At 70.4% G+C, this 24,430-nt stretch carries 26 protein-coding genes; 12 read left to right on the forward strand and 14 right to left on the reverse strand.

Annotated elements, in window-relative coordinates; all coding sequences use genetic code 11:
- Window positions 1–61 precede the first annotated feature (61 nt).
- From hisD to hisH, 4 genes are read left to right on the forward strand one after another with little or no spacing between them, the layout of a single operon-like run.
- Window positions 62–1,399, forward strand: coding sequence for a histidinol dehydrogenase (gene hisD / locus ACFVAV_RS31810; RefSeq protein ID WP_379039289.1), 1,338 nt, complete (start codon window positions 62–64; stop codon window positions 1,397–1,399).
- Window positions 1,396–2,523, forward strand: a complete 1,128-nt coding sequence (locus ACFVAV_RS31815; protein ID WP_379039290.1) for a histidinol-phosphate transaminase — start codon at window positions 1,396–1,398, stop codon at window positions 2,521–2,523. The genes hisD and ACFVAV_RS31815 overlap by 4 nt, the downstream gene beginning before the upstream one ends.
- Window positions 2,524–2,541: 18 nt before the next feature.
- Window positions 2,542–3,156 carry an imidazoleglycerol-phosphate dehydratase HisB gene (gene hisB / locus ACFVAV_RS31820; protein ID WP_189033963.1) on the forward strand — a complete coding sequence of 205 codons (615 nt, stop codon included), beginning with the start codon at window positions 2,542–2,544 and terminating at the stop codon, window positions 3,154–3,156.
- Window positions 3,153–3,788 (forward strand): imidazole glycerol phosphate synthase subunit HisH, encoded by a 636-nt coding sequence (hisH, locus tag ACFVAV_RS31825; protein WP_379039291.1) that lies wholly within the window; start codon window positions 3,153–3,155, stop codon window positions 3,786–3,788. The genes hisB and hisH overlap by 4 nt, the downstream gene beginning before the upstream one ends.
- A 180-nt stretch (window positions 3,789–3,968) precedes the next feature.
- On the opposite strand, the gene ACFVAV_RS31830 is transcribed toward hisH, so the two are convergent.
- The gene (locus ACFVAV_RS31830) at window positions 3,969–5,207 is read right to left on the reverse strand and encodes a DUF2786 domain-containing protein (RefSeq protein ID WP_379039292.1); all 1,239 of its coding nucleotides are present in this window, start codon (window positions 5,205–5,207) and stop codon (window positions 3,969–3,971) included.
- A 223-nt stretch (window positions 5,208–5,430) separates the two neighbouring features.
- Here ACFVAV_RS31830 and ACFVAV_RS31835 point away from each other — a divergent pair, with 223 nt between their 5' ends.
- From ACFVAV_RS31835 to hisF, 4 genes are all read left to right on the forward strand, one after another.
- Window positions 5,431–6,033, forward strand: a complete 603-nt coding sequence (locus ACFVAV_RS31835) for a maleylpyruvate isomerase family mycothiol-dependent enzyme (RefSeq protein WP_379039293.1) — start codon at window positions 5,431–5,433, stop codon at window positions 6,031–6,033.
- Window positions 6,034–6,105: 72 nt separating this feature from the next.
- Entirely contained in the window at window positions 6,106–6,837 is a 732-nt protein-coding gene (gene priA, locus ACFVAV_RS31840; protein WP_379039294.1) for a bifunctional 1-(5-phosphoribosyl)-5-((5-phosphoribosylamino)methylideneamino)imidazole-4-carboxamide isomerase/phosphoribosylanthranilate isomerase PriA, read from the forward strand.
- 8 nt (window positions 6,838–6,845) lie between these two features.
- Window positions 6,846–7,667 (forward strand): inositol monophosphatase family protein, encoded by an 822-nt coding sequence (locus ACFVAV_RS31845; RefSeq protein WP_379039295.1) that lies wholly within the window; start codon window positions 6,846–6,848, stop codon window positions 7,665–7,667.
- Window positions 7,668–7,672: 5 nt separating this feature from the next.
- Entirely contained in the window at window positions 7,673–8,488 is an 816-nt protein-coding gene (hisF, locus tag ACFVAV_RS31850) for an imidazole glycerol phosphate synthase subunit HisF (protein ID WP_379039296.1), read from the forward strand.
- Between the two features lie 7 nt (window positions 8,489–8,495).
- On the opposite strand, the gene ACFVAV_RS31855 is transcribed toward hisF, so the two are convergent.
- From ACFVAV_RS31855 to ACFVAV_RS31890, 8 genes are all read right to left on the reverse strand, one after another.
- Complete coding sequence (locus ACFVAV_RS31855; RefSeq protein WP_379039297.1) at window positions 8,496–8,738, reverse strand: YcxB family protein; 243 nt, start codon at window positions 8,736–8,738, stop codon at window positions 8,496–8,498.
- 72 nt (window positions 8,739–8,810) lie between these two features.
- Window positions 8,811–9,968: an acyl-CoA dehydrogenase family protein gene (locus ACFVAV_RS31860; protein ID WP_379039298.1), complete on the reverse strand. Its 1,158-nt coding sequence runs from the start codon at window positions 9,966–9,968 to the stop codon at window positions 8,811–8,813.
- 87 nt (window positions 9,969–10,055) lie between these two features.
- Complete coding sequence (locus tag ACFVAV_RS31865) at window positions 10,056–10,808, reverse strand: hypothetical protein (protein WP_379039299.1); 753 nt, start codon at window positions 10,806–10,808, stop codon at window positions 10,056–10,058.
- 65 nt (window positions 10,809–10,873) lie between these two features.
- A complete protein-coding gene (locus tag ACFVAV_RS31870; protein ID WP_379039300.1) occupies window positions 10,874–12,124 on the reverse strand; it encodes an ABC transporter substrate-binding protein in 1,251 nt (416 codons plus the stop codon).
- On the reverse strand, window positions 12,114–13,166 hold the full coding sequence (locus ACFVAV_RS31875) for a branched-chain amino acid ABC transporter permease (RefSeq protein WP_379039301.1): 1,053 nt from the start codon (window positions 13,164–13,166) through the stop codon (window positions 12,114–12,116). Before ACFVAV_RS31875 ends, ACFVAV_RS31870 begins: the two co-directional genes overlap by 11 nt.
- Window positions 13,163–14,041, reverse strand: coding sequence for a branched-chain amino acid ABC transporter permease (locus ACFVAV_RS31880; RefSeq protein WP_379039302.1), 879 nt, complete (start codon window positions 14,039–14,041; stop codon window positions 13,163–13,165). The genes ACFVAV_RS31875 and ACFVAV_RS31880 overlap by 4 nt, the downstream gene beginning before the upstream one ends.
- A complete protein-coding gene (locus tag ACFVAV_RS31885) occupies window positions 14,038–14,763 on the reverse strand; it encodes an ABC transporter ATP-binding protein (RefSeq protein WP_379039303.1) in 726 nt (241 codons plus the stop codon). Before ACFVAV_RS31885 ends, ACFVAV_RS31880 begins: the two co-directional genes overlap by 4 nt.
- A 71-nt stretch (window positions 14,764–14,834) precedes the next feature.
- Window positions 14,835–15,593, reverse strand: a complete 759-nt coding sequence (locus ACFVAV_RS31890) for an ABC transporter ATP-binding protein (RefSeq protein WP_379039304.1) — start codon at window positions 15,591–15,593, stop codon at window positions 14,835–14,837.
- 133 nt (window positions 15,594–15,726) lie between these two features.
- Here ACFVAV_RS31890 and ACFVAV_RS31895 point away from each other — a divergent pair, with 133 nt between their 5' ends.
- Together ACFVAV_RS31895 and hisI are read left to right on the forward strand one after the other, a co-directional pair.
- A complete protein-coding gene (locus ACFVAV_RS31895; RefSeq protein ID WP_379039305.1) occupies window positions 15,727–17,046 on the forward strand; it encodes a PucR family transcriptional regulator in 1,320 nt (439 codons plus the stop codon).
- Window positions 17,043–17,387 (forward strand): phosphoribosyl-AMP cyclohydrolase, encoded by a 345-nt coding sequence (gene hisI / locus ACFVAV_RS31900; RefSeq protein ID WP_189033976.1) that lies wholly within the window; start codon window positions 17,043–17,045, stop codon window positions 17,385–17,387. The genes ACFVAV_RS31895 and hisI overlap by 4 nt, the downstream gene beginning before the upstream one ends.
- Here the strand turns inward: hisI and ACFVAV_RS31905 are convergent.
- The 5 genes from ACFVAV_RS31905 to ACFVAV_RS31925 form a co-directional block, all read right to left on the reverse strand.
- Complete coding sequence (locus ACFVAV_RS31905) at window positions 17,384–17,851, reverse strand: MarR family winged helix-turn-helix transcriptional regulator (RefSeq protein WP_379039306.1); 468 nt, start codon at window positions 17,849–17,851, stop codon at window positions 17,384–17,386. The genes hisI and ACFVAV_RS31905 overlap by 4 nt on opposite strands.
- Before the next feature lie 168 nt (window positions 17,852–18,019).
- The gene (locus tag ACFVAV_RS31910; protein ID WP_379039307.1) at window positions 18,020–19,687 is read right to left on the reverse strand and encodes a methyltransferase; all 1,668 of its coding nucleotides are present in this window, start codon (window positions 19,685–19,687) and stop codon (window positions 18,020–18,022) included.
- Window positions 19,688–19,701: 14 nt separating this feature from the next.
- Window positions 19,702–20,886: a 4-hydroxybenzoate 3-monooxygenase gene (locus ACFVAV_RS31915; RefSeq protein WP_379039308.1), complete on the reverse strand. Its 1,185-nt coding sequence runs from the start codon at window positions 20,884–20,886 to the stop codon at window positions 19,702–19,704.
- A gap of 301 nt (window positions 20,887–21,187) precedes the next feature.
- The gene (locus ACFVAV_RS31920; protein ID WP_379039309.1) at window positions 21,188–21,658 is read right to left on the reverse strand and encodes a peroxiredoxin; all 471 of its coding nucleotides are present in this window, start codon (window positions 21,656–21,658) and stop codon (window positions 21,188–21,190) included.
- Between the two features lie 119 nt (window positions 21,659–21,777).
- The gene (locus tag ACFVAV_RS31925; protein WP_379039310.1) at window positions 21,778–22,053 is read right to left on the reverse strand and encodes a hypothetical protein; all 276 of its coding nucleotides are present in this window, start codon (window positions 22,051–22,053) and stop codon (window positions 21,778–21,780) included.
- Window positions 22,054–22,187: 134 nt separating this feature from the next.
- Here ACFVAV_RS31925 and ACFVAV_RS31930 point away from each other — a divergent pair, with 134 nt between their 5' ends.
- Both ACFVAV_RS31930 and ACFVAV_RS31935 read left to right on the forward strand, forming a co-directional pair.
- Window positions 22,188–23,726: an anthranilate synthase component I gene (locus ACFVAV_RS31930; protein WP_379039311.1), complete on the forward strand. Its 1,539-nt coding sequence runs from the start codon at window positions 22,188–22,190 to the stop codon at window positions 23,724–23,726.
- Window positions 23,723–24,409 (forward strand): TIGR02234 family membrane protein, encoded by a 687-nt coding sequence (locus ACFVAV_RS31935; RefSeq protein WP_379039312.1) that lies wholly within the window; start codon window positions 23,723–23,725, stop codon window positions 24,407–24,409. The genes ACFVAV_RS31930 and ACFVAV_RS31935 overlap by 4 nt, the downstream gene beginning before the upstream one ends.
- Window positions 24,410–24,430 lie beyond the last annotated feature (21 nt).

The following is a 24,430-nucleotide window of genomic DNA, read 5'->3' on the forward strand; positions in this document are numbered from 1 at the left end:
GTGGGCGCCCATTAGGCTGGTACTTGACCTGAGCCACGCACAGACAGGACTGCACCCCGATATGACTTCCCGCATCGAGCTCGCCCGCGTCGATCTGCGCGGTCGTACTCCCTCCGCTGCCGAGCTGCGCACCGCGCTGCCGCGCGGAGGGGTCGACGTCGACTCGGTGCTGCATCATGTGCGGCCGGTCGTCGAGGACATCCGCGACCGGGGCGCCGAGGCCGCGCTGGACTACAGCGAGAAGTTCGACGGCGTGCGCCCGAGCGCGGTGCGCGTCCCCGTCGCCGAGCTGACCAAGGCGCTCGACGAGCTGGACCCGGCCGTGCGCGCCGCGCTCGAGGTCGCCATCGAGCGGACCAGGAAGGTACACGCCGACCAGCGCCGCACCGACACCGTCACCGAGGTGGTGCCCGGCGGCACCGTCACCGAGAAGTGGGTGCCGGTCGAGCGGGTCGGTCTGTACGTGCCCGGCGGCAATGCCGTCTACCCGTCCTCGGTCGTGATGAACGTCGTCCCGGCCCAGGCCGCGGGCGTGGAGTCGCTGGTCGTGGCCTCGCCGCCGCAGGCCCAGTTCGGCGGCCTGCCGCACCCGACGATCCTGGCGGCCGCCGCGCTGCTCGGCGTCGGCGAGGTGTGGGCGGTCGGCGGCGCGCAGGCCGTGGCGCTGCTGTCCTACGGCGGCACCGACACCGACGGCGCCGCGCTGGAACCGGTCGACCTCATCACCGGTCCCGGCAACATCTACGTCACCGCGGCCAAGCGGCTGTGCCGCGGCCTGGTCGGCATCGACGCCGAGGCGGGCCCCACCGAGATCGCGGTGCTCGCCGACGCCACCGCCGATCCGGTGCATGTGGCGGCCGACCTGATCAGCCAGGCCGAGCACGACGTGCTCGCCGCCAGCGTGCTGGTCACCGACTCCGTGGCGCTGGCCGATGCGGTCGACGCGGCGCTGAATGCCCAGCTCACCGTGGTCAAGCACGACGCGCGGGTGCGGGAAGCGCTCAGCGGCAAGCAGTCCGGGATCGTCCTCGTCGACGACATCGCCCAGGGTCTGCGTGTCGTCGACGCCTACGCCGCCGAGCACCTCGAGATCCAGACCGCCGACGCCGCGGCTGTCGCGGCGCGGGTGCGCAGCGCCGGCGCGATCTTCGTCGGCCCGTGGGCGCCGGTCAGCCTGGGCGACTACTGCGCCGGTTCCAACCACGTGCTGCCCACCGCGGGCTGCGCGCGGCACTCGTCCGGGCTGAGTGTGCAGACCTTCCTGCGTGGCATCCACATCGTGGAGTACACCGAGGCCGCGCTGAAGGATGTCGCCGGACACGTCGTCGCCCTGGCCAACGCGGAAGACCTGCCCGCCCACGGCCAGGCCGTGCAGGCGCGTTTCGAGGCACTGTCGTGAGTACTCCCACCGTGCCCGGCGCCTCGGCGACCCTGGAGCAGCTGCCGCTGCGCGACAACCTGCGCGGCAAATCCCCGTACGGCGCACCGCAATTGACGGTGCCCGTGCAGCTCAACACCAACGAGAACCCGCACCCGCCGAGCAAGGCGCTGATCGACGACGTCGCCGAATCGGTGCGCGCGGCCGCCGCCGACCTGCACCGGTACCCGGATCGTGACGCCGTCGCCCTGCGCGCGGATCTCGCCGCGTACCTGACCCGTCAGACCGGCGTCGCCGTCGACACCGCCAATGTGTGGGCGGCCAACGGCTCCAACGAGATTCTGCAGCAGCTGCTGCAGGCCTTCGGCGGACCCGGCCGCAGCGCACTGGGTTTCGTGCCCTCGTACTCGATGCACCCGATCATCTCCGAGGGCATCGACACCGAGTGGATCGAGGCCAAGCGCAGCGGCGACTTCTCCCTCGACATCGACTACGCCGTCGCGCAGATCACCGAACACCACCCCGACGTGGTGTTCGTGACCAGCCCGAACAACCCGACCGGGCACAGCATCCCGATCGACGAGCTCGAGCGACTGCTCGCGGCGGCGCCCGGCATCGTCGTCGTCGACGAGGCGTACGGCGAGTTCTCGGCCGCGCCGAGCGCGATCACGCTGATCGACCGGTTCCCGACCAAGCTCGTGGTCACCCGCACCATGAGCAAGGCGTTCGCCTTCGCCGGCGGCCGCCTCGGCTACCTGGCCGCCTCGCCCGCCGTGATCGACGCGATCCTGCTGGTGCGCCTGCCCTACCACCTGTCGGTGGTCACCCAGGCCGCGGCGCGCGCCGCCCTGCGGCACGCCGACGAAACCCTGGGCAGTGTCGCGGAACTGGCGGCGCAGCGGGACCGGGTCGCCGCCGCGCTGGCGGAGCAGGGCTTCGAGGTGATTCCCAGCGACGCCAATTTCATCCTCTTCGGCCGGTTCACCGACGCCGCACGCGCCTGGCAGCACTACCTCGACGCCGGTGTGCTGATCCGCGACGTCGGCATCCCCGGCTACCTGCGCGCCACCGTCGGGCTCGCCGCGGAGAACGACGAGTTCCTGCGCGTGAGCCGCGACATCGCGAGCACCGACCTCACCCACTGACCGCTGGAGGCAATTGATATGAGCAGAACAGCGCGGGTGGAGCGCGTCACCAAGGAATCCAGCATTCTGGTCGAGCTGAACCTCGACGGCACCGGGCAGACCGAGATCTCCACCGGTGTCCCGTTCTACGACCACATGCTGACGGCGCTGGGCGCGCACGCCGGGTTCGACCTGGTCGTGCGGGCCGAGGGCGACATCGAGATCGAGGCGCACCACACGGTCGAGGACACCGCGATCGTGTTCGGTCAGGCGCTGGGCAAGGCGCTGGGCGACAAGAAGGGCATCCGCCGCTTCGGCGACGCGTTCATCCCGATGGACGAGACCCTCGCGCACGCCGCCGTCGACGTGTCCGGCCGGCCGTACTGCGTGTTCACCGGCGAGCCGGAACACCTGGTGCACACCATCATTCCGAGCGCGGGCCCCGGCGCCTCGTACTCGACCGTGCTCAACAAGCACGTGTTCGAGTCGATCGCGCAGAACGCGCGGATCGCGCTGCACGTGCGCGTGCTCTACGGCCGCGACCAGCACCACATCACCGAGGCCGAATTCAAGGCGGTGGCGCGGGCTCTGCGCGCGGCCGTCGAGATCGACCCGCGGGTGAGCGGCGTTCCGTCCACGAAAGGCGTGCTGTGAGTTCGAAATCCGTCGTCCTGCTGGATTACGGCTCCGGCAACCTGCACTCCGCCGAGCGCGCGCTGGTGCGCGCGGGCGCGCAGGTGGAGGTCACCGCCGACCCGCAGGCCGCGCTCGCCGCCGATGGACTGGTCGTCCCCGGTGTCGGCGCGTACGCGGCCTGTATGGCCGGGCTGCGGGAGGTGCGCGGTGAGCGCATCATCGGCCAGCGCCTCGCCGGTGGCCGCCCGGTTCTCGGCATCTGCGTCGGCATGCAGATCCTGTTCGACCGCGGCGTCGAGTTCGACGTGGAAACCGAAGGCTGCGGCGAATGGCCGGGCACGGTCGCCCGCCTCGACGCACCCGTCCTCCCGCACATGGGCTGGAACACGGTCAAGGCCCCCGCCGACAGCACCCTGTTCGCCGGCCTCGACGCCGACACCCGCTTCTACTTCGTCCACTCCTACGCCGCCCAGCAGTGGGAACTTCCCGAGAACGAGCACATCGCGCCCCCGAAGCTCACCTGGGCCGAGCACGGCGTCCCCTTCCTCGCCGCCGTCGAGAACGGCGTCCTCTCGGCCACCCAGTTCCACCCGGAGAAGTCCGGCGACGCGGGTGCTCAGCTGCTGCGCAACTGGATCGGGTCGCTGTAGTTCGGGTGCTGCTGTTCCCCGATCGGCTCCGCCGGGCAGGCGCAGCGGTAGGCGGTGCAGGTCGAGCACCGGTCGAGGCACGGTCGGTGAGGAACCGGGTCGTGACAGCGAATCGGCCTGCCCACGTTGCCGTTTCGGCCAGTTGCTCGCGCAGCAGCGTGGCCGCCGTTCCCCAGACGGTCAGTGGTTGTCGAAGCGGGCTCGGTCGGCGGCCTCGGTGCCCGCGTCCCAGCCCTGCTCGCTGCGGATCGTGATGCCCTTGGTGCGGACGGTGGGGAAGTAGGTGTCGAAGGCCTGGTCCACTCGCTGCTGGTGGGAGGCGAGGACCGGGAGCAGGCGTGCGGGATCGGCGGATTCGGCGATCGTCGCCTCGGCGGCCTTGGTGAGGCGCTCGCCGATTCTGGCCGCGTAGGCGGTGAGGAAGGCCTTGCGGTAGTGGCGGGAGCGGGATTCCTCGGTGGTCGTGGTCTCGATCATCGCGCGGGTGGCTTGGACCAGGAGCGATGTGGACAGGAGTTCGACGGCGTCGAGGTCGGTGTCGTCGCCGACGATCGTGACGAAGCCCCAGTCGGCGACGAAGATCGCGCGGGAGCGGTTGGCGCGGGTGACCATGTCGATCAGGAGGGCTTTGGCGTCGGTGTAGGGGGTCTCCAGCCAGATTCGGCGGGCGGCGGGGCGGTCGTGGCCGGTGGTTCCGTGGTCGAGCAGGGCGCGGTCGATCGCGTATTTGGTCATGAGTTCCTGCGCCTTGGCCGAGAGGGTTTCGGCCTCCTCGGCGAAGGAGGTCGACTCGGCTTTGGCCAGGAGGCCGCGGACCCGGCCGAGGGTCTTCTCGTCGACATGGTGGTGGGCCTGCCGGCGCGCGGCGCCGGGGAGCGGCAGGATCTGTTCGAGTTTCGGCAGGCGGATGAGCAGGGACAGGGCGGTCAGCGCGGCGGCGAGGGCTTCCTGGCCGGTGAGCAGCGCGCGGTCGGCCCACTGCGCGAGGTGAGGGCGCTCCGCTGTCCACCACACCGTGGCGCTCAACTCGTCCAGCTGCGACTGCCAGATCTCGTCGACAGCTTCGGCGGCGAAGTCGACGCGGTGCGCGGCCATCAGATCGGTCAGATAACCGGCCGCGAACTCGTCCACCCGCCTGCGCGCGGCCGCATGGATGTCGGCGGGCAACCAGCCGAACTCGAACGCCCGGTCGATGATCCGCGCACCGGCGAGCTGCACTCCCTGAGCCAGGTCCGCACCGGCCACCTGCTCGGCGAACCGCTCGATCGCGGTGGTGTCGCCCTGGGCCGCGAGGAAGGCGACGGTCGCGATCGCGTCGGCGACCTGCGACGGATCACCCGACAGTGCGGCCTCGACCGGAAGTCCGACGGCGGCCGCCGGTCGCCGTCCGGTGCGCCGACGACGATTCTGCTTGGCCACGAGCTGCGGGATCCTTGTCCGTCGAGGAAGCTGCCCGGCGGGCAGCAGCGAACTTTTCGCGTCTCCCATTGTCCCGTACGGCCTCGGTAGGGCGGCGTACCCATCCGGTCGATCAGCAAAGTTCGGGAGTGTCCGGCGGCGGCGAATCGACGTCGTTTCTCGCCCACAGGAGTCCGAGCCGAACCGGTTCCAGACTGCGCCACGCTGGCTTAGGGTGGGCCACATGAGCTATCGGGGGATGCTGGCCGACGAACGTCGGGAACTGATCGACCTGCTACGCGGGCTCACCGAGCAGGAGTGGGAGACACCGTCGCTGTGCGCGGGCTGGCGGGTGCGCGATGTCGTCGGTCACCTGCTGACGGACACGCTCGGCCCACTCGACTACGCGGCCGCCGCGGCGCGCAACCGCGGTTCGGTGGACCGGATCAACAACGCGCTCGCCGCCTCGTTCGCGGACTTGCCGACCGCGCAGCTGGTGCACAAGTTCGAACACGAATCGGGCAGGCTGTCGAGATTCTCGCCGCGGCTCATGCTGTCGGACCTGATGGTGCACCAGCAGGACATCCGACGGCCACTGCATCGCCCGCGCACCATTCCCGCTGATCGGCTGATCGCCGTCCTGTCCTATCCGGACCCGTTCGCCTCCCCGGGTAAGCGGACCAGGGGCCTGCGGTTCGTCGCCACCGATATCGGATGGTCCTGGGGCGACGGCCCGGAAGTCCGCGGCCCCGGCGAGGCCATCGCCCTCGCTGTCGTCGGCCGCACCGTCGTCCTCGACGAACTCACCGGCGGCGGCGTTCCCGAACTCCGCCGCCGCTGCGCCTGAGCGCAGTGACACGGACCTCACCCGCACGGACCGGTGGCGGGATCGGCGGCGCAGACCTACTAGTCTGATCATGTGAGTCTTGTGCTGTTGCCCGCTGTCGATGTCGCCAATGGTGAGGCTGTGCGCCTCGTGCAGGGGGAGGCCGGTAGCGAAACCAGCTACGGGTCGCCGCGGGACGCGGCGCTGGCATGGCAGCAGGCCGGTGCCGAGTGGGTGCATCTGGTCGACCTGGACGCGGCATTCGGCAAGGGGAGCAATCGGGAGCTGATCGCCCAGGTCGTCGGTGAGCTCGATGTCAAGGTCGAGCTGTCCGGCGGTATCCGCGACGACGACTCGCTGAAGGCGGCGCTGGCAACCGGGTGCGCGCGGGTCAACATCGGTACCGCGGCGATCGAGAACCCACAGTGGTGTGCGCGGGTGCTCGGTGAGTACGGCGACCGGATCGCGGTCGGGCTCGACGTCAAGCAGATCGACGGGGAATGGCGGCTGCGTGGTCGCGGCTGGGTGACCGACGGCGGCGACCTGTGGGAAGTGCTCGAACGCCTCGAGCGCGACGGTTGCGCGCGCTATGTCGTCACCGACGTCTCCAAGGACGGCACGCTGACCGGCCCCAACCTCGAGTTGCTGAGCGAGGTCGCCAACGCCGCCGAGGCGCCGGTGGTCGCCTCCGGCGGTATCTCGGTGCTCGACGACCTCGTCGCCATCGCAGGCCTGGCCGCCGACGGCGTGGAGGGCGCGATCATCGGCAAGGCGCTCTACGCGGGCAGGTTCACCCTGCCCGAGGCCCTGGCCGCGGTGCGCTGACACCCACGATGACCGCCGCACCGAGCACCGCCGAACTGACCGACCTGCTGGCCGTCGCCACCCAGGTACTGGACGGGGTCGTCCCGCGCTTCGTCGAGGGGATCGGTGCGCCGAGCGCGGTCACCAAGGGCCGCAACGACTTCGCCACCGAACTCGACCTCGAGCTGGAACGCACCATCACCGCCGAACTGCAGCAGCGCACCGGCATCGCGGTGCACGGCGAGGAATTCGGCGGTCCCGCGCTCACCTCGGGCACGGCCTGGGTGCTCGACCCGATCGACGGCACCTTCAACTACTCCTCCGGCCACCCCATGTCGGGCACGCTGCTCGCGCTGGTGCACGAGGGCGAACCGGTCATCGGCCTGACCTGGTTGCCCCTGCTCGGACACCGCTATTCCGCGGTCGCGGGCGGTCCGCTGCTCGTCGACGGCGTCGCGATGCCGCCGCTGGAACCGGGCAAGCTCGCCGACGCGATGATCGGGTTCGGCGCCTTCAACCTCGACTCGGCGGGCCGTATCCCCGGTCAGTTCCGGTTCGATCTGCTCGGCGCGCTGAGCAGGCTGTCCTCGCGGGTGCGCATGCACGGCGCCACCGGCATCGACCTCGCGTTCACGGCCTCCGGCGTGCTCGGCGGCGCGGTCGTGTTCGGGCACCATCCGTGGGACAACGCGGCCGGTGTCGCGCTGGTGCGGGCCGCGGGCGGCGTGGTCACCGACCTGGCGGGCGCACCGTGGACGATCACCTCCGGTTCGGTGCTGGCCGCCGCGCCCGGGGTGCACGAAGAACTCCTGGACATGATCTGCACCGTCAGCGAAGAGGAACGAGGGTGAACACCATGACACCGCGCACTGACGAACGGCCGGACACGGCGGCGCCGAGCACCTTGGCCGTCCGCGTGATTCCCTGCCTGGATGTCGACGCGGGCCGGGTGGTCAAGGGTGTCAAGTTCCAGAACCTGCGCGACGCGGGCGACCCGGTCGAGCTGGCCGCCACCTATGACGCCCAGGGCGCCGACGAACTCACCTTCCTCGACGTCACCGCGTCCACCGGCGATCGCGGCACCATGCTCGACGTGGTGACCCGCACCGCCGAGCAGATCTTCATCCCGCTCACCGTCGGTGGCGGCGTGCGCACGGTCGAAGACGTCGACCGGCTGCTGCGCGCCGGCGCGGACAAGGTGTCGGTGAACACCGCCGCCATCGCCCGCCCCGAGGTGCTGTTCGAGATGTCGCAGCGCTTCGGCGCGCAGTGCATCGTGCTCTCGGTCGACGCGCGCACCGTGCCCGACGGCCAGCCCGACACCCCGTCCGGCTGGGAGGTCACCACCCACGGCGGCAAGCGCGGCACAGGCATCGACGCCGTCGAATGGGCCATCCGCGGCGCCGAACTCGGCGTCGGCGAGATCCTGCTGAACTCCATGGACGCCGACGGCACCAAGGTCGGCTTCGACCTGCCGATGATCGCCGCGGTCCGCGCCGCCGTGAGTGTCCCGGTGATCGCCAGCGGCGGCGCGGGCGCGGTCGAGCACTTCCCGCCGGCCGTCCACGCGGGCGCCGACGCGGTCCTGGCCGCCAGCGTCTTCCACTTCGGCGACCTCACCATCGGCCAGGTCAAGGACGCCATGCGCGCGGACGGCATCACCGTCCGCTGACACATCCTCAGGCGAGGGCGCCGCGCAGGCGGGTCAGCGCGGCGTCGGGCACGACCTCGCCGGGGACGACGAATCCCTGAGTGCCCTTGGGCTGCAGGAACACTACGTCGCCCTGGGTGATCACCCGTTTGAAGTCGGCGTAGCGGATGGTGACCTGTCCGGTGGTCTGCTGCAGGTGCATCGCGTCGTGGGTGTAGTGCGCGCTCATCCGATGGCCGGGGGCCGCGACGGCCGTGAACTTCGGATTCACCGCTGCGGATTCGTCAATCCCCCCTCGTATGAAAATGTCGGACTGATTGTAGACAACCGCCGATGTCGGGAACTACAGCCCCATTTCGGCGGCGATGATCGTTCGCAGCACATCGCTGCTGCCGCCCTGGATGCGGTCGATGCGGTGGTCGGCGTAGAGGCGGGCGATGGGGGAGTCGGTGAGATAGCCTGCGCCGCCGTGCAATTGCAGGCAGCGGTCGATGACCCGGCCCGCGGTTTCGGTGGCGAACAGTTTCGCCGAGGCGGCGTGGGCGTCGCCGAGTTCGCCGCGGTCGTGCGCGGCGAGCGCGCGATCGACGACCGCCTCGACGGCGTCGACCTCGGTCTGGCAGGCGGCGAGTTCGAACTTGGTGTTCTGGAAGGCCGAGACGGGGTGGGTGAAGGCGATGCGTTCCTGGGTGTGCTTGCGCGCGAAGCGGATCGCGGCCTTGGCCTGGGCGTAGGCGCCGACGGCGATGCCGAGGCGTTCCTGCGGCAGCTGTCCGGCGAGATGTTCGATGGCCTGGTGTGGCGTGCCGAGCAGGTCGGCGGCGGGCACCCGCACATCGGTGAAGGTGAGTTCGGCGGTGCCGCTGACTTTTCGGCCCAGCGTGTCGAGCTGGCGCCCGACCCGGAAGCCCGCGGCGGTCGCGTCGACGACCAGCAGGGACAGACCGTAGGACGGGTCGCCGGGGCGCGGCGCGGCCGTGCGGGCGCACACGATGACCCGGTCGGCGTGCACGCCACCGGTGACGTAGGTCTTCGATCCGTTCACCACGTACGTGCCGGCGTCGACGGACAGTGGCGCGGTGGTGCGCATGCCGGTCGGCTCCGCACCGGTGCCGGGCTCGGCCACCGCCAGCGCGAACATCGTGTCGCCGGTGACGATTCCGGGCATCCACCGTGCCTGCTGCGCCGGTGTCGCCAGCGTCTTGACCAGCGGCAGGCACCGGGTGACGTGGGCGCTCGAACCCCCGAAGGAGACAGCGGCCCGCGCGATCTCCTCGGCGAGCACGGTCCGGTAGCCGAACGACTCGCGACCGGCCCCGCCGAACTCGACCGGCGCCTCGAGCCCGAAGACGCCGAGTTCGCCCAGCCGGTAATAGAATTCGCGCGGCACGAGACCGTCCTCGTACCACTTGCCGAAACTCGGCACGACCTCGGATTCGATGAACGCGCGCATCGTCGCCCGGAACGCGGCGTGATCGGCGTCGAAAACTGTTCTGCGCATCAGGAATTCCTTACCGGCCGGGAACGGCCACGAGCCGGCCCGCCCGAACGTGGATCGGGCGGGCCGGCGGGGTGCGGTGGGACGGTGCTACTTCGCGGGGGCGGGCACCGCGGGGTCCTTGCAGTACGCGCCGAGTTCGGCCGGGCACGGCGCGACGATCGTCGAGAAGTACTGGTACGCCGCGAACAGCGCCAGCGGCCCGCCGACCGTGACCAGCCCGACCATGCCGCCGACCGCGCCGAGGGTGGCCGCGCCGAGCACACACCCGGCGACCGTGGCGCCGACCCACGGGACCAGCAGCACGATCACCGGGCTGGCGATGGCCGCACCCGCCGCGCCACCGACCAGGCAACCGATACCGCCGCCCAGCACGGCGCCGATGATGGCCGCCACGGCGCTGCCGATGGTCAGGCGCTGGGCGAAGATGCCGAGCGCCGTCTGGTCACGCGGGGTGAAGGATTCGGCGACCTGCTTCACGGCCGAGTCCTGGGTGATCACGTTCGTCGCGGCGGCCGCCGTGGCACCGTTGTCCTTGGACGGTGTCAGGGTGGCTTTGCCGCCGTCGATCGTGGCGGCGATCGGGAAGACCTTGTCGTCCATGCGGTAGGACAGCGGCAGCGCGGCGACCGGGACGTCGGCGCCGGTGGTGAGCACCAGCTGGTCGCCGACGACCTGGAGTTTGCCGTCGGTGGTGGTCAGGACGGCGGCGTCGCCCTGCCTGCTGACCTCGTAGTGCACGTCGGTCTGCGCCGGTGCCGGGTCGGCGTGGCTGGTGCCCGCGCCGATACACAGGGTCAGCGCCGTCATGGCGGCGGTCGCGAGTGTGGTGGACATCTTCATCGGTGATCCTCATCGATCGGAGGTGTACTTCGGGTGTTTCGCGGCGTGCCGCGGAACGATGGGGGCTACTTGCCGGTGTCGATCAGGCCGTCGGTGAGCGACCAGTGGTTGCCCGAGAAGGTCTGGATGCCGACGGCTTCGAGCGGATAGCCGTCGCTCGCACCGGTTTTCATCGTGATGCCGGGCAGCAGCAGGTCGACCGAGACGTTGTCGAGGGAGCGCATCGCGTCGCGCAGGCCCTCCCTGGTCGGGCACTCGGCCGATTCCATGGTCTTGCGGAAGCTCTCGGCCATCGTCCAGCCGGCCATGGCGTGCTGGTTCTCCGGATCGGCGCCGGGCGCGTACTGCGCCAGCTTCGACTTGAAGGTCTGCATGCCCGCGTCCTGGGCCCAGCGCGGGTCGGCCGGGTCCTTGAGGAAGGCCGCGGTGACCGTGCCCTGGACGTTCTCCAGGCCGACCGGCCGCAGCGTGGCCATCGTGTTCGACACCTGGGTCACCACGTGCAGCGGATTCCAGTCGGTGTTGCGCACATCGGCGGCCAGCGCCTGCGAGGCGAACTTCGGGGTCGAGAAGTTCAGCAGCACATCGGCTTTCGAGTTCGCCAGATTGCGGACCTGCGCGTCGACGGTGGGATCGGTGACCTCGAAGCTCTGCTGCGCGACCACCTTGACGCCGCTGCCTGCGACGCCCTCGGTGAACGCGGCGAGCAGGTCCTTGCCGAAGTCGTCGTTCTGGTACAGCACCGCCACCGTCGCGTCGGGGCGCTGCGTCTTCACGTACTGGGCGTAGGCCAGGCCCTCGGTGCGATAGCTGGGCTGCCAGCCCATGGTCCACGGGTGCTCGGCGTCGGCGCCGAACTTCGTCGCGCCGGTGGCGACGAACACCTGCGGCACCTTGCGCTGGCCGAGGTAGTCCCACACCGCCGAGGACGTGGCGGTGCCGAGGGTCTGGAAGACCGCGAACACCTGGTCCTGCTCGACGAGGCGGCGCGTCTCCTCGACGGTCTTGGGTGGCTGGTAGCTGTCGTCGCGCACCAGGTACTCGACCTTGCGGCCGTCGATGCCGCCCTGTTCGGCGTTGACGTAGTCGAAGTAGGCCTTGATGCCCTTGGGGACTTCGCTGTACGCCGAGGCCGGACCCGACAGCGGGTACACCCCGCCGAGTTTGATGGTGGTGTCGGTGATGCCCGTGGTCTGCTGGCCCTGGCAGTCGCCGAGGCCGACGGTGCCGGTATCGGCGCCACGACCACCGCAGGCGGTGAGTGTCGCGAGCAGCGCCGCCGCGATGCCGAGCGAGTGAATCGCCTTAGTGCGCATGTTTTTTCCCTTTCCGAACGAGATGTTCGAGCCGTTGCGCCAGCCGGCCGGCCAGACCGGCCAGTCCCGTGGGCGCGAGGTACATGACCGCGATGATCAGCAGTCCGAAGATGACGCCGGGCGCCGCCTGATTGACGTCCTGGGCGAAGCTGGGCACGAACATCACGAACAACCCGCCGAGCACCGGGCCCCAGGTGGTGCCGAGCCCGCCGACGACCAGCCCGGCCAGCAGCGTCACCGACAGGGTCAGCGCGAACGAATCCGGCGAGACGAAGCCGATCACCCACGTGTAGACAGCGCCCGCGACACCGGCCAGCAGCGCGCTCCAGGCGAAGGCGAGGGTCTTGTAGTGGGCGAGGTTCACGCCGAGCACCTCGGCGGCGATCTCGTTGTCCCGCACGGCATGCAGCGCGCGCCCCACCCGGGACCGCAGCATCCCGGCGACCAGTACGAAGCTGACAACGGTGGTGACCAGGGCCAGGAAGTACAGCCACTGGTCCTCGGCCAGTCCGGTCCACGCGGGCGCCACCGGCTTGGTGATGGTGAGCCCCATCGAGCCGCCGGTCAGCCCGTCGAACCGCTTGAGCAGCGGCACCAGGAAGATCGCGATCGCCAGGGTGACCAGCGCCAGGTACAGCCCGCGCAGCCGCAGCGCCGGGATGCCGAGCGCGAATCCGAGCGCGAAGGTCACCGCGGCCGCGATCGGGATGGTAGCGAAATACGGTGTGTCCCAACGTTCCATCGCCACCGCCGCGGTGTAGGCGCCGACCGCGAAGAACGCGCCGTGGCCGAGCGAGATCTGACCGGTGTGGCCGACCAGCAGGTTCAATCCGAGCAGGGTGACCGCGTAGACCATCGCCATGGCGAGCTGGAAGGTGTGGAAGGGCACCAGCTGGAAGGGGGCTGCACAGGCGAGCACCAGCAGTGCCGCCGTCGCGAGCAGCGGCCACCGGAATGCGCTCACCCTGGTCAGGACTGAAGTCGCTTGCGGGACAGCGGAAGCGGCCGTCACTGTCTTGTCGGAGAGTTCTACTTCGCTCATACTCGTTCCACCGCCGCGTGTCCGAACAGACCTTGCGGGCGCAGCAACAGCACGCCCAGGATGATCACCAGCGGCACACCGATCTTGAGTTCGGTGCCGATCGCGTCGACATAGGCGCCGGTGAGGGTTTCGGCGACGCCGACGATCAGGCCGCCCGCCACCGCGCCGCCGGGGGAGTCGAATCCGCCGAGGGTGGCCGCGGCGAAGGCGTAGATCAGGACGCCGCCCATCATGTTGGGTTCGAGGAACAGCAGCGGCGCCGACAGCACACCGGAGACCGCGCCGACCAGTGCGGCCAGGCCCCAGCCGAGCGCGAGCACCGTGCCGACCCGGATGCCGACCAGCCTGGCCGACTGCGGATTACACGCCACAGCCCGCATCGCCAAGCCGATCCCGGTGTAGCGGAACAGCAGATACAGCAGTCCCATCACCACACCGACGACGGCGAAGATGCCGAGGCTGCCGTAGCCGATGCTGATGCCACCGGTGCGGAAAGCACCGTCCGGGAACGGATTCGGGAACGACTTCACCTGATACGACCAGATCCAGCCGGCCACCGCGTGGACGGTGAAGAACAATCCGACCGTGACGATCACCAGGGTGATCTCGGGGGCGCCCTCGACCGGACGGATGATCACCCGCTCGATGAGCATGCCCGCGGCGAAGGAGATGGCCAGGGTGAGTGGCAGCGCCGCCCAGAACGGCATGGTCTGGCTGAGCTGCCAGGCCAGGAACGCCGAGAACATGGCCAGCTCGCCCTGGGCGAAGTTGACGATCCCGGTGAACCGGTAGATCAGGACCAGCGCCAGCGCCAGGCCGGCGTAGATCGCGCCCGCCGAAAGTCCCTCGACGAGCTGCTGCACGAATTCGGTCACGGCTGCACCCGGATTCCGAGGTAGGAGCGGGTGACCTGATCATCAGCCCTGATCTGTTCCGCGGTGCCCGACAACACGATGCGCCCGGTCTCGAGCACATGCGCCTGGTGGGCGATGCCCAGTGCCAGGTGAGCGTTCTGTTCGACGACGATCACGGTGGTGCGTTCCTCTTCGTTGATGGTGTGCACGATCCCGAACAGCTCCTGGGTGACCAGCGGGGAAAGCCCGAGCGAGGGTTCGTCGAGCAGCAGCAGCCGGGGCCGCAGCATCAGCGCCCGGCCGATGGCGAGCATCTGCTGCTGGCCGCCGGACAGACCGCCGGCCGGGTCGCGGCGCTTGTCGCGCAGGATCGGGAAGTAGTCGTAGATGCGGCGCAGGTCGGCCTCGGTGCCCGAGCGGTCACGCCGGATGTAGGCGCCCAGGCGCAGGTTCTCCTCGACCGACAGCGGCGCGAAGGTGCCACGGCCCTCGGGGACGTGGGCGACGCCGAGGCGGGCCATCGCCTCCGGTGCGCGGCCGGTCACCTCGGTGCCGTCCAGCCGCAGCGTGCCGCGGACCTTGACCATGCCGCACAGGGCGCGCAGCAGGGTCGTCTTGCCTGCGCCGTTGGGGCCCAGGATCGCGCACACCGCGCCCTCGGCGACCGAGAAGCTCACGCCGTGGAGCACTTTCGCCGCGCCGTAGCCGGCGTGCAGATCAGTGACGGACAGAAAATCGCTCATGCTGGATCCCTTCGGCATGCTCGGGCGGCCTCCGTGGTCACGCTCCGCTGCCGCCTCCGGCCGCTGACCGCTCATGCCGCCGCTCCCAGATAGGCCCGGATGACGGCCGGATCGCGTTGCACCGCTTCGGGTTCGCCCTCGGCGATGACCTGCCCGAACTCGAGGCACACCACGCGATCGCAGGTGCCCATGACGAAACCCATGTGGTGTTCGACGACCACGACGGTGAGGTCCAGATCGGCTTGGAGGGCGCGCAGGCGTTCGGCGAATTCGTCGACCTCGCCGTGGCTGAGGCCGTTGACCGGCTCGTCGAGCAGCAGCAGCCGCGGCCGGACCGCGAGCGCCCTGGCCAGCTCGATGCGTTTGAGCGTGCCGAAGGGCAGGCCCGCCGCCGGATGGTCGGCCACCGCGGTCAGGTCGAGCCGCTCGAGCAGGTCGTCGGCCTCGGCGCGCAGCGCCCGTTCCTCCCGGCGGACCTTCGGCAGGCGCAGGCCGGCCGAGACGAAACCGGCGGTGGCACGGTGGTGTGCGCCGACGAGGACGTTGTCGCGGACCGACAGCCGGGGAAACAGGCCGAGGTTCTGGAAGGTGCGGGCGATACCGAGGCCGGCCAGCGCGTCGGGCCGGACGGTCGACAGGTCGGTGTCGCGATAGCGCAGGGTGCCCGAGGTCGGGCGGTTACGCCGGGTCATGCAGTTGAACAGGGTGGTCTTGCCCGCGCCGTTCGGTCCGATCAGGCCGACCATCTCGCCGGGAGCGACCGCGAACCCGACCTCCCGCAGGGCGGTGATCCCGCCGAAGCGCACCGTCAGGTTGGTTATTTCGAGCATGCGACGACGGTAAGTTCGCAGGTCACCGGCCACATCGGACGTTGCGGACCAAATTCTTCGCGCGATCTCGTCCGCTGCGGACATGGCCGGACCTGGTTGACACCGGGAAACCGGACATGCAAACTCCCCGGACATGTCGGCTGGATCACATTTGCTCATCGCGTCGAACTCGGACCCGGTGCACGCCGAGCGCGCGCGGATCGTCAGTTGCGCCTACGACCACGCCGACGACATCGCCGACGACGTGATGACCAAGCTGCGTGCCCAGCTGCCCGGCTACGGGACCGCCGACCCCGGCTTCCTCGCCGACGTGCACGACCAGCTGGCCCGGCTCAGCCGCACCGGCCTTGGCGCGCTGCTCGAGCGCAAGCGGGTCACCCCGGCCGATGTCACCTACGCCAGGCAGGCCGCCGCGCGCCGGGCGCGCTCGGGTCTGCCGCTGGTCGACTACATCGCCGCGTTCCGGCTGGGTCAGCGCGCCATCTGGAAATCACTGCTCGCCCACGCCGGCGACACCGAGGCGGGCCGCGAGGCCGTGCTGTCACTGGCCGGCCCGCTGGCCCGCTACACCGACCTGATCAGCACCCAGGCCACCGACGCCTACCTGGAGTTCCAGCAGTACGTGGCGGCCGAATCGGGCCGGGACAGCCAGGCGCTGATGGACACACTGCTCGAAGGAACGCTGCCCGCGGGCGGGCCGCATCTGTCGGTGGCCACCGCGCACGGGATCGGCGCCGAGCGCACCACGCCGCTGGTCGTCGTGACCGCCGTCGTGCTCGACGGGGTGCGGACCGACTCCGCCGACGGACTCGGCGAGACAAGGCAATTGGTATCGGCCGCCGCGGCGCGAGTCGGCGTCAACGGGTTGCGCACGCTCTCGGTGGTGCGTGGCGGCGAGATCGTGGCGATTCCCGCGCTCGGGCGCGACGGTTCCGCCGAGCAGCTGTGCGAACGACTGCGCGCGATGCGCGCGGAGCTCGCCGCCGAGGGCATCGCGCTCGCCGTCGGCGTGAGCACCGCGGTCACCGAGGTCGCCCAGATTCCGCGCGCCTACCGGCAGGCCCAGGCCGCGCTCGCCCTGCTGCCCGAGGACGGCGGCGTCCTCGCCCTGCCGCAGATGACGCCGTTCCGGTACCTGCTGCTGCGCGCCGACGACACCACCCGCCAGCTCGTCGACCCGCGCATCGGCAGCGCACTGGCCGACGACCGCGCCCGCGGCGGCTCGCTGGCCGAGACCATCCGCGCCTTCGCCGCCGCCGACATGAACCTGCGCGAGGCCGCCGACACCCTGCGGATCCACCTCAACACAGCCAAGTACCGGCTCGGGCGGATCCAGGAACTCACCGGCCGCAATGTGCGCAGCGTCAACGACCTGGTCGAACTGCTGGTGGCGATCGAGCTGCAGACCGGGCAGCCGGGCCGCCACGGTGCGGCTGTTATAAACGAGGCATGAGTCTGGATCCCGCCATCGCCGCACGCCTCAAGCGCAACGAGGCGGGTCTGGTCGCCGCCGTCGCCCAGGAGAAGTCGACCGGCGACGTGCTGATGATGGCGTGGATGGACGACGAGGCGCTGGCCAGGACCATCGAAACCCGCAAGGGCACCTACTATTCGCGCTCGCGGCAGCAGTACTGGGTCAAAGGCGAGACCTCGGGCCACACCCAGTACGTGCACGAGGTGCGGCTCGACTGCGACGGCGACACGATCCTGCTGATCGTCGATCAGGAGGGCGCGGCCTGCCACACCGGCACGCACACCTGCTTCGACACCGACGTGCTGCTGGCGGCCGACTAGTCGCCGTCCTCGGCGAGCACGCGGTTCAGCCGGTCCGACAGGGTTTTCCCGAGCTCGGCCAGCTGGGCGGTCTGCTCGGCGTCGAGGCCGTCCAGGACCAGTCTGCGCACAGCGTCCACATACCCGGGCGCCGCCTCGAGCACCTTCTCGAAACCGGCGTCGGTGAGCACGGCATGCACCCCGCGCCTGCCCGCGGTGGTGTCGCGGCGGGCCCAGCCCAGCCGCTCCAGCTTGGAGACCACATGCGACAGTCGCGATAGCGACGCATTTGCTTTGTGGGCGAGATCACTCAGTTGCAGGCGATGGCCCGCTTCCTCGGAGAGCAGGCTCAGCACCCGGAACTCGAAATGGGTCAGCCCGGACTCACGTTGCAAGCGGGTATCCAGTGCGCCCGGGATCCGGGCCATGAGCGCCACGATCGCCTGCCACGCCCGCTGTTCGACGGGGTCGAGCCACTGGGTCATCGCCGACACTGCCTCGCGGTCGGACGGCAGGGCTGGTGTACTGGGGCGCGCACCGCACCGAGTTTGCCACGACGTCGCTGTGGCGTCCGCGAGTTGGCGGTGGTCGTGAGGTCACTCACAGCGGCCCGCGCGATCTATCGCACGGGCCGCAGCGGGGCACGAGCCTGTTCAACCAGCGCGTCGGGCATGCAGCATCGCGAAACCGAGGGGCAACTCCTCGTGGGCGATCAGGTCGAGTCCGGCCGACTTCAGCAGGGCTCGGTAGTGCGCGCCGGTTCGTTCGCGACCGCCGACATTGCACAGCATGTGCAGGTCCCAGGCGGGTACCAGGGAACGGGACTCGTCCTCGGGGAGCAGCCGTTCGACGAGGTAGAGCCGGGCGTTTTCGGGCATCGCCGTCGCGCAGCGGAGCAGGATGGCCCGGGCGTCGGCGTCGTCCCAGTCATGCAGTACTCGCGAGAGCAGGTAGATATCGCCGCCGGTCGGTACCTCGGCGGTGAAGAAGTCGCCGCCGATGAACTCGCAGCGCGGAAGGCAACCCGCTCGGTCGATGGTGGTTCGTGCGCGCGGGAGGGTCGTCTCCCGTTCGAACAGGATGCCGCGCAGGTGCGGATGCGCAGCCAGCACGCGTGCCAGCAGTTCGCCGTTGCCACCGCCGATGTCGACCACCGTGCGTGCCGTGGCGGCACCGACGTGATCTGCCACCTGGCCGAAAATCGCCGCGCCGGCGGCCATCGCGCTGTCGAACAGGTTCGCGCGGGCGGGGTCGGTGCCGAAGTAGTCGAAATGGTGCAATCCGAAGTGGTGGTCGAATGCCGTCCGCCCGGTGCGCACGGCGTAGCCCAGTTCGCCGAAGGATTCGTAGAACGCGCCGCCGTACAGGCGGGCCAGCGGATGCAGGGAGGGACGGGCGTCCGCGACGAGGAGCGCGCCGACGTCGGTGAGTGCGTAGCCCGCCCCGCTCGGCTCGACGACATCGAGCTGGACCAGATAGCGCAGCAGCCGGGCGAGTGCGCCGGGGTCGGTCTCGGTCTTCGCGGCGAGCTCGCGCACCGGGCTGCCCGGTGCCCCGGCGAGCCGGTCGGCGATCCCGAACTCGGCGGTGACGGCCAGCGCCTGGGTGGCCCAGGCTCCGGTGAGCAGCCGCAGCAGCCGTGTCGCCGGGTCGTCGGACTCGCCGATGTGCCTCGCCAGCGCGCGTGGGTGGGCACCGGCGACGTGGAGTTCCATCCGGTCGGTTCGCGCGCCCGGCCGGGCGAAATAGAAGCTGGTCGCGTCCTCCCGGTCGTTGTAGCCGCCGCCGTCGGGACGGAGTCCGCCCGGCCCGGTGAGCAGCGCGCACAGCCCGGCGAGGGCGACGTCGTCGATGGGGCCGGTGGCCAGCGCGATGTGGGCTTCGCGCGCGTCGGCACGCTCGGCGGCCGACACCTGTGCCGGTGCCTCGGGCAGCGCGAAAATCTCTATCCCGCAGGGTGTTCCATCGGCGGCGCGCAGTGCGGCCCGCACGATCTGGACCGGCACATGCCGCGGATCCAGGCCGTGCCGCGCCGCCAATCGCCGGCGGACAACCACGCTGGGGCCGGTCGATGCCACCGCGAGATCGTGCATCGCCGGCATCTCGTCCAGTGCCGCGAGGTCGGGGGGAAACACCAGCACCCCCACATGGTCGAACCGGCAGCGGCCTGCGATCGCCCTGCGTTCGGATTCGCCCAGGTGGGGCAGCAGCCGGGTGAGCACGCTGTCGGTGTCCTGTGTTCTGACGAAGTGCACGGCCGCTTCCACGCGGTCGTGATCGAGGGGGTCGATCCGGGGCTGCACTGCCGGCGAACGGGTCACGCGTCCTCCTGGATTCAGATGCCGACGTAGTTCTCCGCGAAAAAGTCCTGGTGTGTCCGTGAGGTGGCCAGGCTGTGCAGCCGGGCACGCTGGAGTTCGCGTTCGAAGGCCGCCTGTGGTCCGGCGGGCGGATGGAGCAGGCCGATCATCCAGTGCGAGAACTCGTGGGCTCGGCGGATGCGCGGCACGCACACGGCCGAATGTCGCCGCAGGCCCGACTCGTCTCCGCGTTCGACGGCGGCGACGAGCGCGAGCGCCAGCGACTGCGCGGTGAGAATGGCCAGATTGGCGCCCTTGGCGGCCGACGGGCTGATCGAGGAGGCCGCGTCGCCCGCAAGGAACAACCGTCCCTGCTGGATCGGGTCGAGGATCTCCGACCGCAGCCGGACCAGGCCGCGCTCGACGATCGGGCCGGTCCGCAGCGGCCCGTACCGGTCGGCGCGAAGTCGCGTGGACAGGGCAGCCCACACGCGGTCCTCGCTCCAGTTCAGGGGATCCTCGTCGGGCGAGCACTGCACGTAATAGCGGGTGATCTCCGGACTGCGCGGCATCTGCCCGGCGAAGCCGTCGGCATGCACGCCGTAGACGACGGTCTCGGACGTCGGTGGCGCCTGAGCCAGCAGTGCGAGCCAGGTGATGTCGTAGTCGCACGTCGATCGGGCAACGGCGACGGCGTGTCTGGCGACGCCACGCGCGCCGTCGCAACCCACCAGATAGCGGGCGGCGATCCGATACGCGCTGCCGTCGGCGGCGCGGGCAAGGACCCACGGACGATCACTGTGCTCGTCGCCGATCCGTTCGGCGGTGGTCAGGCAACGCAGGTCGCCACCGCGGCGCAGATACTCGGCGGCCAGATCGGTCACCAGGTGCTGCTGCGGGTAGACGGTGTGCACCTCGCGTCGTCCGAGCTCGTCGTAAGACAGCGCGAAACGTCCGGTGTCACTACGGAATTCGCAAGTCCCATGGGTGTGTCCGCGCTGGCGCAAGCCGGTGTCGAGGCCGTGCTCACGCAGGACCGCGACACTGCCTGGCGCCAGGAAACCGGCCCGCGCTCGCTGCTCGATGTGCGCGCGATCGCGCCGTTCGACGATCACGGAATCTATCCCGGCTGCTTGCAGAATATTGCCGAGGACCAAGCCGGCCGGACCAGCGCCGAGAACCAGGACCGCGGTGGTGCGATCGGTGCTCGCCACGCGCATGAGACCGGAGCTTAGGACACCTCGGCGGAATCGGAAGCGCGCCGCGAGGGTGTGTTGCTGGGCCGTGCACCGTGCTCGCCGGCCGTTGTGCCCACCAGCGCGGGATGAACGACGCCAGGATGACGTAGGCGATCACCAGGACGGCGGCCGTGGCGACTGTGATGATCGCCCGGTTGCGCCACACGGTCATCGTGGGCTTCTGACCGCTCGACCGCACCTCGCCGGTTGTCCTGTGCCGAGCGGAGATGCGGTGCGGACGCCGGACGCCGATCCGGCGCCCGGCGTTTGTCGGATCGGTCGGCTACTCGCCGGTGGTGCTGCGGGCGCGCAGGAAGGCCAGCGCCTCGTCCGCGTGCACGGCGGCGCGGAGTTCGCCGGTCACGACCTTCAGGATCGTCCGGTCGGTGTCGATGACGAAGGTGTGCCGCTTGACCGGGGCGAGTTTGCCGAGCAGCCCGCGCTTGACGCCGAACGCCGCGGCCACCGCGCCGTCGGCGTCGGAGAGCACCGGGTAGTCCAGGCGCTGCTTGGTGGCGAAACCGGCCTGCACCTCGGTGCTGTCGGTGCTGATGCCGGCGCACGAGGCGCCGATGGCGGCGAACTCCGCGCTCAGATCGCGGAAGTGGCAGGCCTCGGCCGTGCACACCGGGGTGTTGGCCGCCGGGTAGAAGAACAGCACGAGCGGGCCGTCGGCGAGCAAGCCGTCGAGCGTGCGGAGCTTGGCGGACTGGTCGGGGAGCTCGAACTGCGGAGCGCGCTGGCCTGGCTGCATGACCCGACCCTATCGACCGGCCGCCGAGCGCGAAAGATCCCCGCCCACCGAAGCGAACGGGGATCGGGTTCGTGATCGGCCGGCGCCGCCCCCGACGGACCGCACCCGCCGAGCGGTTTCTAGCGCTGTAGCAGCGCCTTGATCTCGGGGTTGCGGATCTCCATCACGTCGAGGATGCCGTGCACGCGCAGCATCGGCTCGAGCTCACGGATGCGGTCGCGGTGCCCGGCGTACTCGGCCGGGAAGATCTTCTCGTCCAGATCCTGCATGGCCTTGGCGTAGGTGACGAACGACGTGAGCGCGTTCGCCGCGGACAGCTGACCGGGACCGTAGTGCTGCTGCGACGGGACGACCGACCGGCCGTCCAGTGCGCCCTGATGCGAGGGGTACAACATTGCTCCTCTCGAGGAAAGGGAATACCGCATGCGACATGGAACGCGCGCGAGTGTAGTGATGCCGATCACCCCGCATTGCGGCGCGGGGTCGGGTCAGCGCACGGGTGCCGCGGCGCGCCTGGGATGATGGGTTCATGCAGGGCGCGTCGACACCAACCACCACGACCCGCGACCAGTTCCGGCTGCTCGCCGCCGAGCACCGGGTCGTCCCGGTGACCCGAAAGGTGCTGGCGGACTCCGAAACTCCGCTTTCGGCCTACCGCAAGCTGGCCGACGACCGGCCGGGCACCTTCCTGTTCGAGTCCGCCGAGAACGGGCGATCGTGGTCGCGCTGGTCGTTCATCGGCGCGGGCAGTCCGTCGGCGCTGACCGTCGTCGACGGTGAGGCGACCTGGCTCGGCGCCGTCCCGGCCGACGCGCCGTCCGGCGGTGATCCGCTGCGCGCGCTGCACGAGACCCTCGAACTGCTGCGCACCGAACGGCTGCCCGGCCTGCCGCCGCTGACCGGGGGCCTGGTCGGCTACCTCGGCTACGACGCGGTGCGCCGGATCGAACGGCTGCCCGAGCTGGCCGCCGACGATCTGCAGCTGCCCGAACTGGTCCTGATGCTGGCCACCGACCTGGCCGCGTTCGACCATCACGAAGGCGCGATCACCCTCATCGCCAACGCGGTGAACTGGAACGGCACCGACGACAACGCCGACGCCGCCTACGACGACGCCGTCGCCCGGCTCGACCGGATGACCGCCGCGCTGGCCACCCCCGCGCCGTCGACGGTGTCGGTCTTCGACCAGCCCGAGCCGCAGTTCCTGCGCAGGCGCACCACCGAGGAATTCGGTGCGGGCGTGCTGCGCCTGATCAAGGAGATCGAGGCGGGTGAGGCGTTCCAGGTGGTGCTCTCGCAGCGCTTCGAGATGGACTACACCGGCTCGCCGCTGGCGGTCTACCGGATGCTGCGGGCCTCGAACCCGAGCCCGTACATGTACCTGATGCACATCCCCGACGGCGACGGCGGCACCGCGTTCTCCATCGTCGGCTCCAGCCCCGAATCGCTGGTCACCGTGAAGGACGGGGTCGCCACGACCCATCCGATCGCGGGCACTCGCTGGCGCGGCCAGAGCGCCGAGGACGACATCCTGCTCGAGAAGGACCTCCTCGCCGACGACAAGGAGAACGCCGAGCACCTGATGCTCGTCGACCTGGGCCGCAACGACCTGGGCCGGGTCTGCCGCCCCGGCACGGTGCGGGTGACCCAGTACCGCCACGTCGAGCGCTACAGCCACGTCATGCATCTGGTCTCGACGGTGTCCGGGCAGCTCGCCGAGGGCAAGATCGCGCTCGACGCGGTGCAGGCCTGCTTCCCGGCGGGCACGCTGTCGGGCGCGCCGAAGGTGCGGGCGATGGAGCTGATCGAGGAGCTGGAACCGACCAGGCGCGGGGTCTACGGCGGCGTCGTCGGCTACCTCGACTTCGCCGGTGACGCCGACACCGCCATCGCCATCCGCACCGCGCTGCTCAAGGACGGCACGGCCTACGTGCAGGCCGGCGCGGGTGTGGTCGCCGACTCCGATCCGGTCTACGAGGACACCGAAGCCCGCAACAAGGCCATGGCGGTGCTCAAGGCGATCGCGGCGGCGCAGACCCTGCGCACCTACGACGGCGGCGCCTCATGAGCGATGCTCCCGCTCCCGCACGCGCCGCCAAGCCGGTCGTCCCGGTGGCGCTGCTGGCGCTGGCGGCGGCGGGGCTGTGGGCGTCGTCGCGGATGACCTGGGTGACGGTGCACTCCGCCGACGGGCTCACCGAACCGCGCACCGACGACCTCGACGGCGCCACCTGGTTCGGTGCGCTCACCCCGCTGGCCCTGGTGCTGGTCGCCTCGATCGCCGCGGTGTTCGCGGTGAAGGGCGGACTGCGCCAGCTGCTCGGCGTGGTGATCGCGGTGGTCGCCGCGGTCGCCGCGGTGCCCGGGTTCGCGCTGGTCGTGGGGGAGGGGCGGACCGCGGAACGGGCGGGCACGCTGGCCGAGTTGCCGGTACGCGCCGTCGTGAGCAGCGCCGACGTGCATCCGGCGCCCGCGGTCCTGTCGATCGTCGCCGCGGCGCTCGCGCTGTTCGCCGGTGTGCTGCTCACCCGCCGGACCGGTGCGAACGCCCAGCTCTCCGGCACCTACGACAACCCGGTGTTCCGCCGTGCCGACGCCAGCGCCCAGGTGAGCAAGCAGCGCGACGAGACCGGCACCGCCGCGCCGCTGTCGGACCGGGTGCTGTGGGACGCACTCGACGCGGGCACCGACCCGACCGACACCGCCGAGGGACCGGACGACGACGGCAAGTCGACAGGTCGCACGCCGTGACCCGCCACGGATCCACCACAG

It is taken from the genome of Nocardia sp. NPDC057663 (assembly GCF_042799895.1).
Lineage (GTDB): Bacteria > Actinomycetota > Actinomycetes > Mycobacteriales > Mycobacteriaceae > Nocardia.

Coding starts and splice junctions, on each gene's coding strand:
- hisI (WP_189033976.1), top strand. CDS start 17,043: ATGAGTCTGGATCCCGCCATCGCCGCACGCCTCAAGCGCAACGAGGCG.
- ACFVAV_RS31890 (WP_379039304.1), bottom strand. CDS start 15,593: ATGCTCGAAATAACCAACCTGACGGTGCGCTTCGGCGGGATCACCGCC.
- hisF (WP_379039296.1), top strand. CDS start 7,673: ATGACACCGCGCACTGACGAACGGCCGGACACGGCGGCGCCGAGCACC.
- hisB (WP_189033963.1), top strand. CDS start 2,542: ATGAGCAGAACAGCGCGGGTGGAGCGCGTCACCAAGGAATCCAGCATT.
- ACFVAV_RS31835 (WP_379039293.1), top strand. CDS start 5,431: ATGAGCTATCGGGGGATGCTGGCCGACGAACGTCGGGAACTGATCGAC.
- ACFVAV_RS31870 (WP_379039300.1), bottom strand. CDS start 12,124: ATGCGCACTAAGGCGATTCACTCGCTCGGCATCGCGGCGGCGCTGCTC.
- hisD (WP_379039289.1), top strand. CDS start 62: ATGACTTCCCGCATCGAGCTCGCCCGCGTCGATCTGCGCGGTCGTACT.
- ACFVAV_RS31930 (WP_379039311.1), top strand. CDS start 22,188: ATGCAGGGCGCGTCGACACCAACCACCACGACCCGCGACCAGTTCCGG.
- ACFVAV_RS31860 (WP_379039298.1), bottom strand. CDS start 9,968: ATGCGCAGAACAGTTTTCGACGCCGATCACGCCGCGTTCCGGGCGACG.
- ACFVAV_RS31875 (WP_379039301.1), bottom strand. CDS start 13,166: ATGAGCGAAGTAGAACTCTCCGACAAGACAGTGACGGCCGCTTCCGCT.
- ACFVAV_RS31925 (WP_379039310.1), bottom strand. CDS start 22,053: ATGTTGTACCCCTCGCATCAGGGCGCACTGGACGGCCGGTCGGTCGTC.
- ACFVAV_RS31895 (WP_379039305.1), top strand. CDS start 15,727: ATGTCGGCTGGATCACATTTGCTCATCGCGTCGAACTCGGACCCGGTG.
- ACFVAV_RS31905 (WP_379039306.1), bottom strand. CDS start 17,851: ATGACCCAGTGGCTCGACCCCGTCGAACAGCGGGCGTGGCAGGCGATC.
- ACFVAV_RS31915 (WP_379039308.1), bottom strand. CDS start 20,886: ATGCGCGTGGCGAGCACCGATCGCACCACCGCGGTCCTGGTTCTCGGC.
- ACFVAV_RS31845 (WP_379039295.1), top strand. CDS start 6,846: ATGACCGCCGCACCGAGCACCGCCGAACTGACCGACCTGCTGGCCGTC.
- ACFVAV_RS31885 (WP_379039303.1), bottom strand. CDS start 14,763: ATGAGCGATTTTCTGTCCGTCACTGATCTGCACGCCGGCTACGGCGCG.
- ACFVAV_RS31865 (WP_379039299.1), bottom strand. CDS start 10,808: ATGAAGATGTCCACCACACTCGCGACCGCCGCCATGACGGCGCTGACC.
- ACFVAV_RS31920 (WP_379039309.1), bottom strand. CDS start 21,658: ATGCAGCCAGGCCAGCGCGCTCCGCAGTTCGAGCTCCCCGACCAGTCC.
- ACFVAV_RS31935 (WP_379039312.1), top strand. CDS start 23,723: ATGAGCGATGCTCCCGCTCCCGCACGCGCCGCCAAGCCGGTCGTCCCG.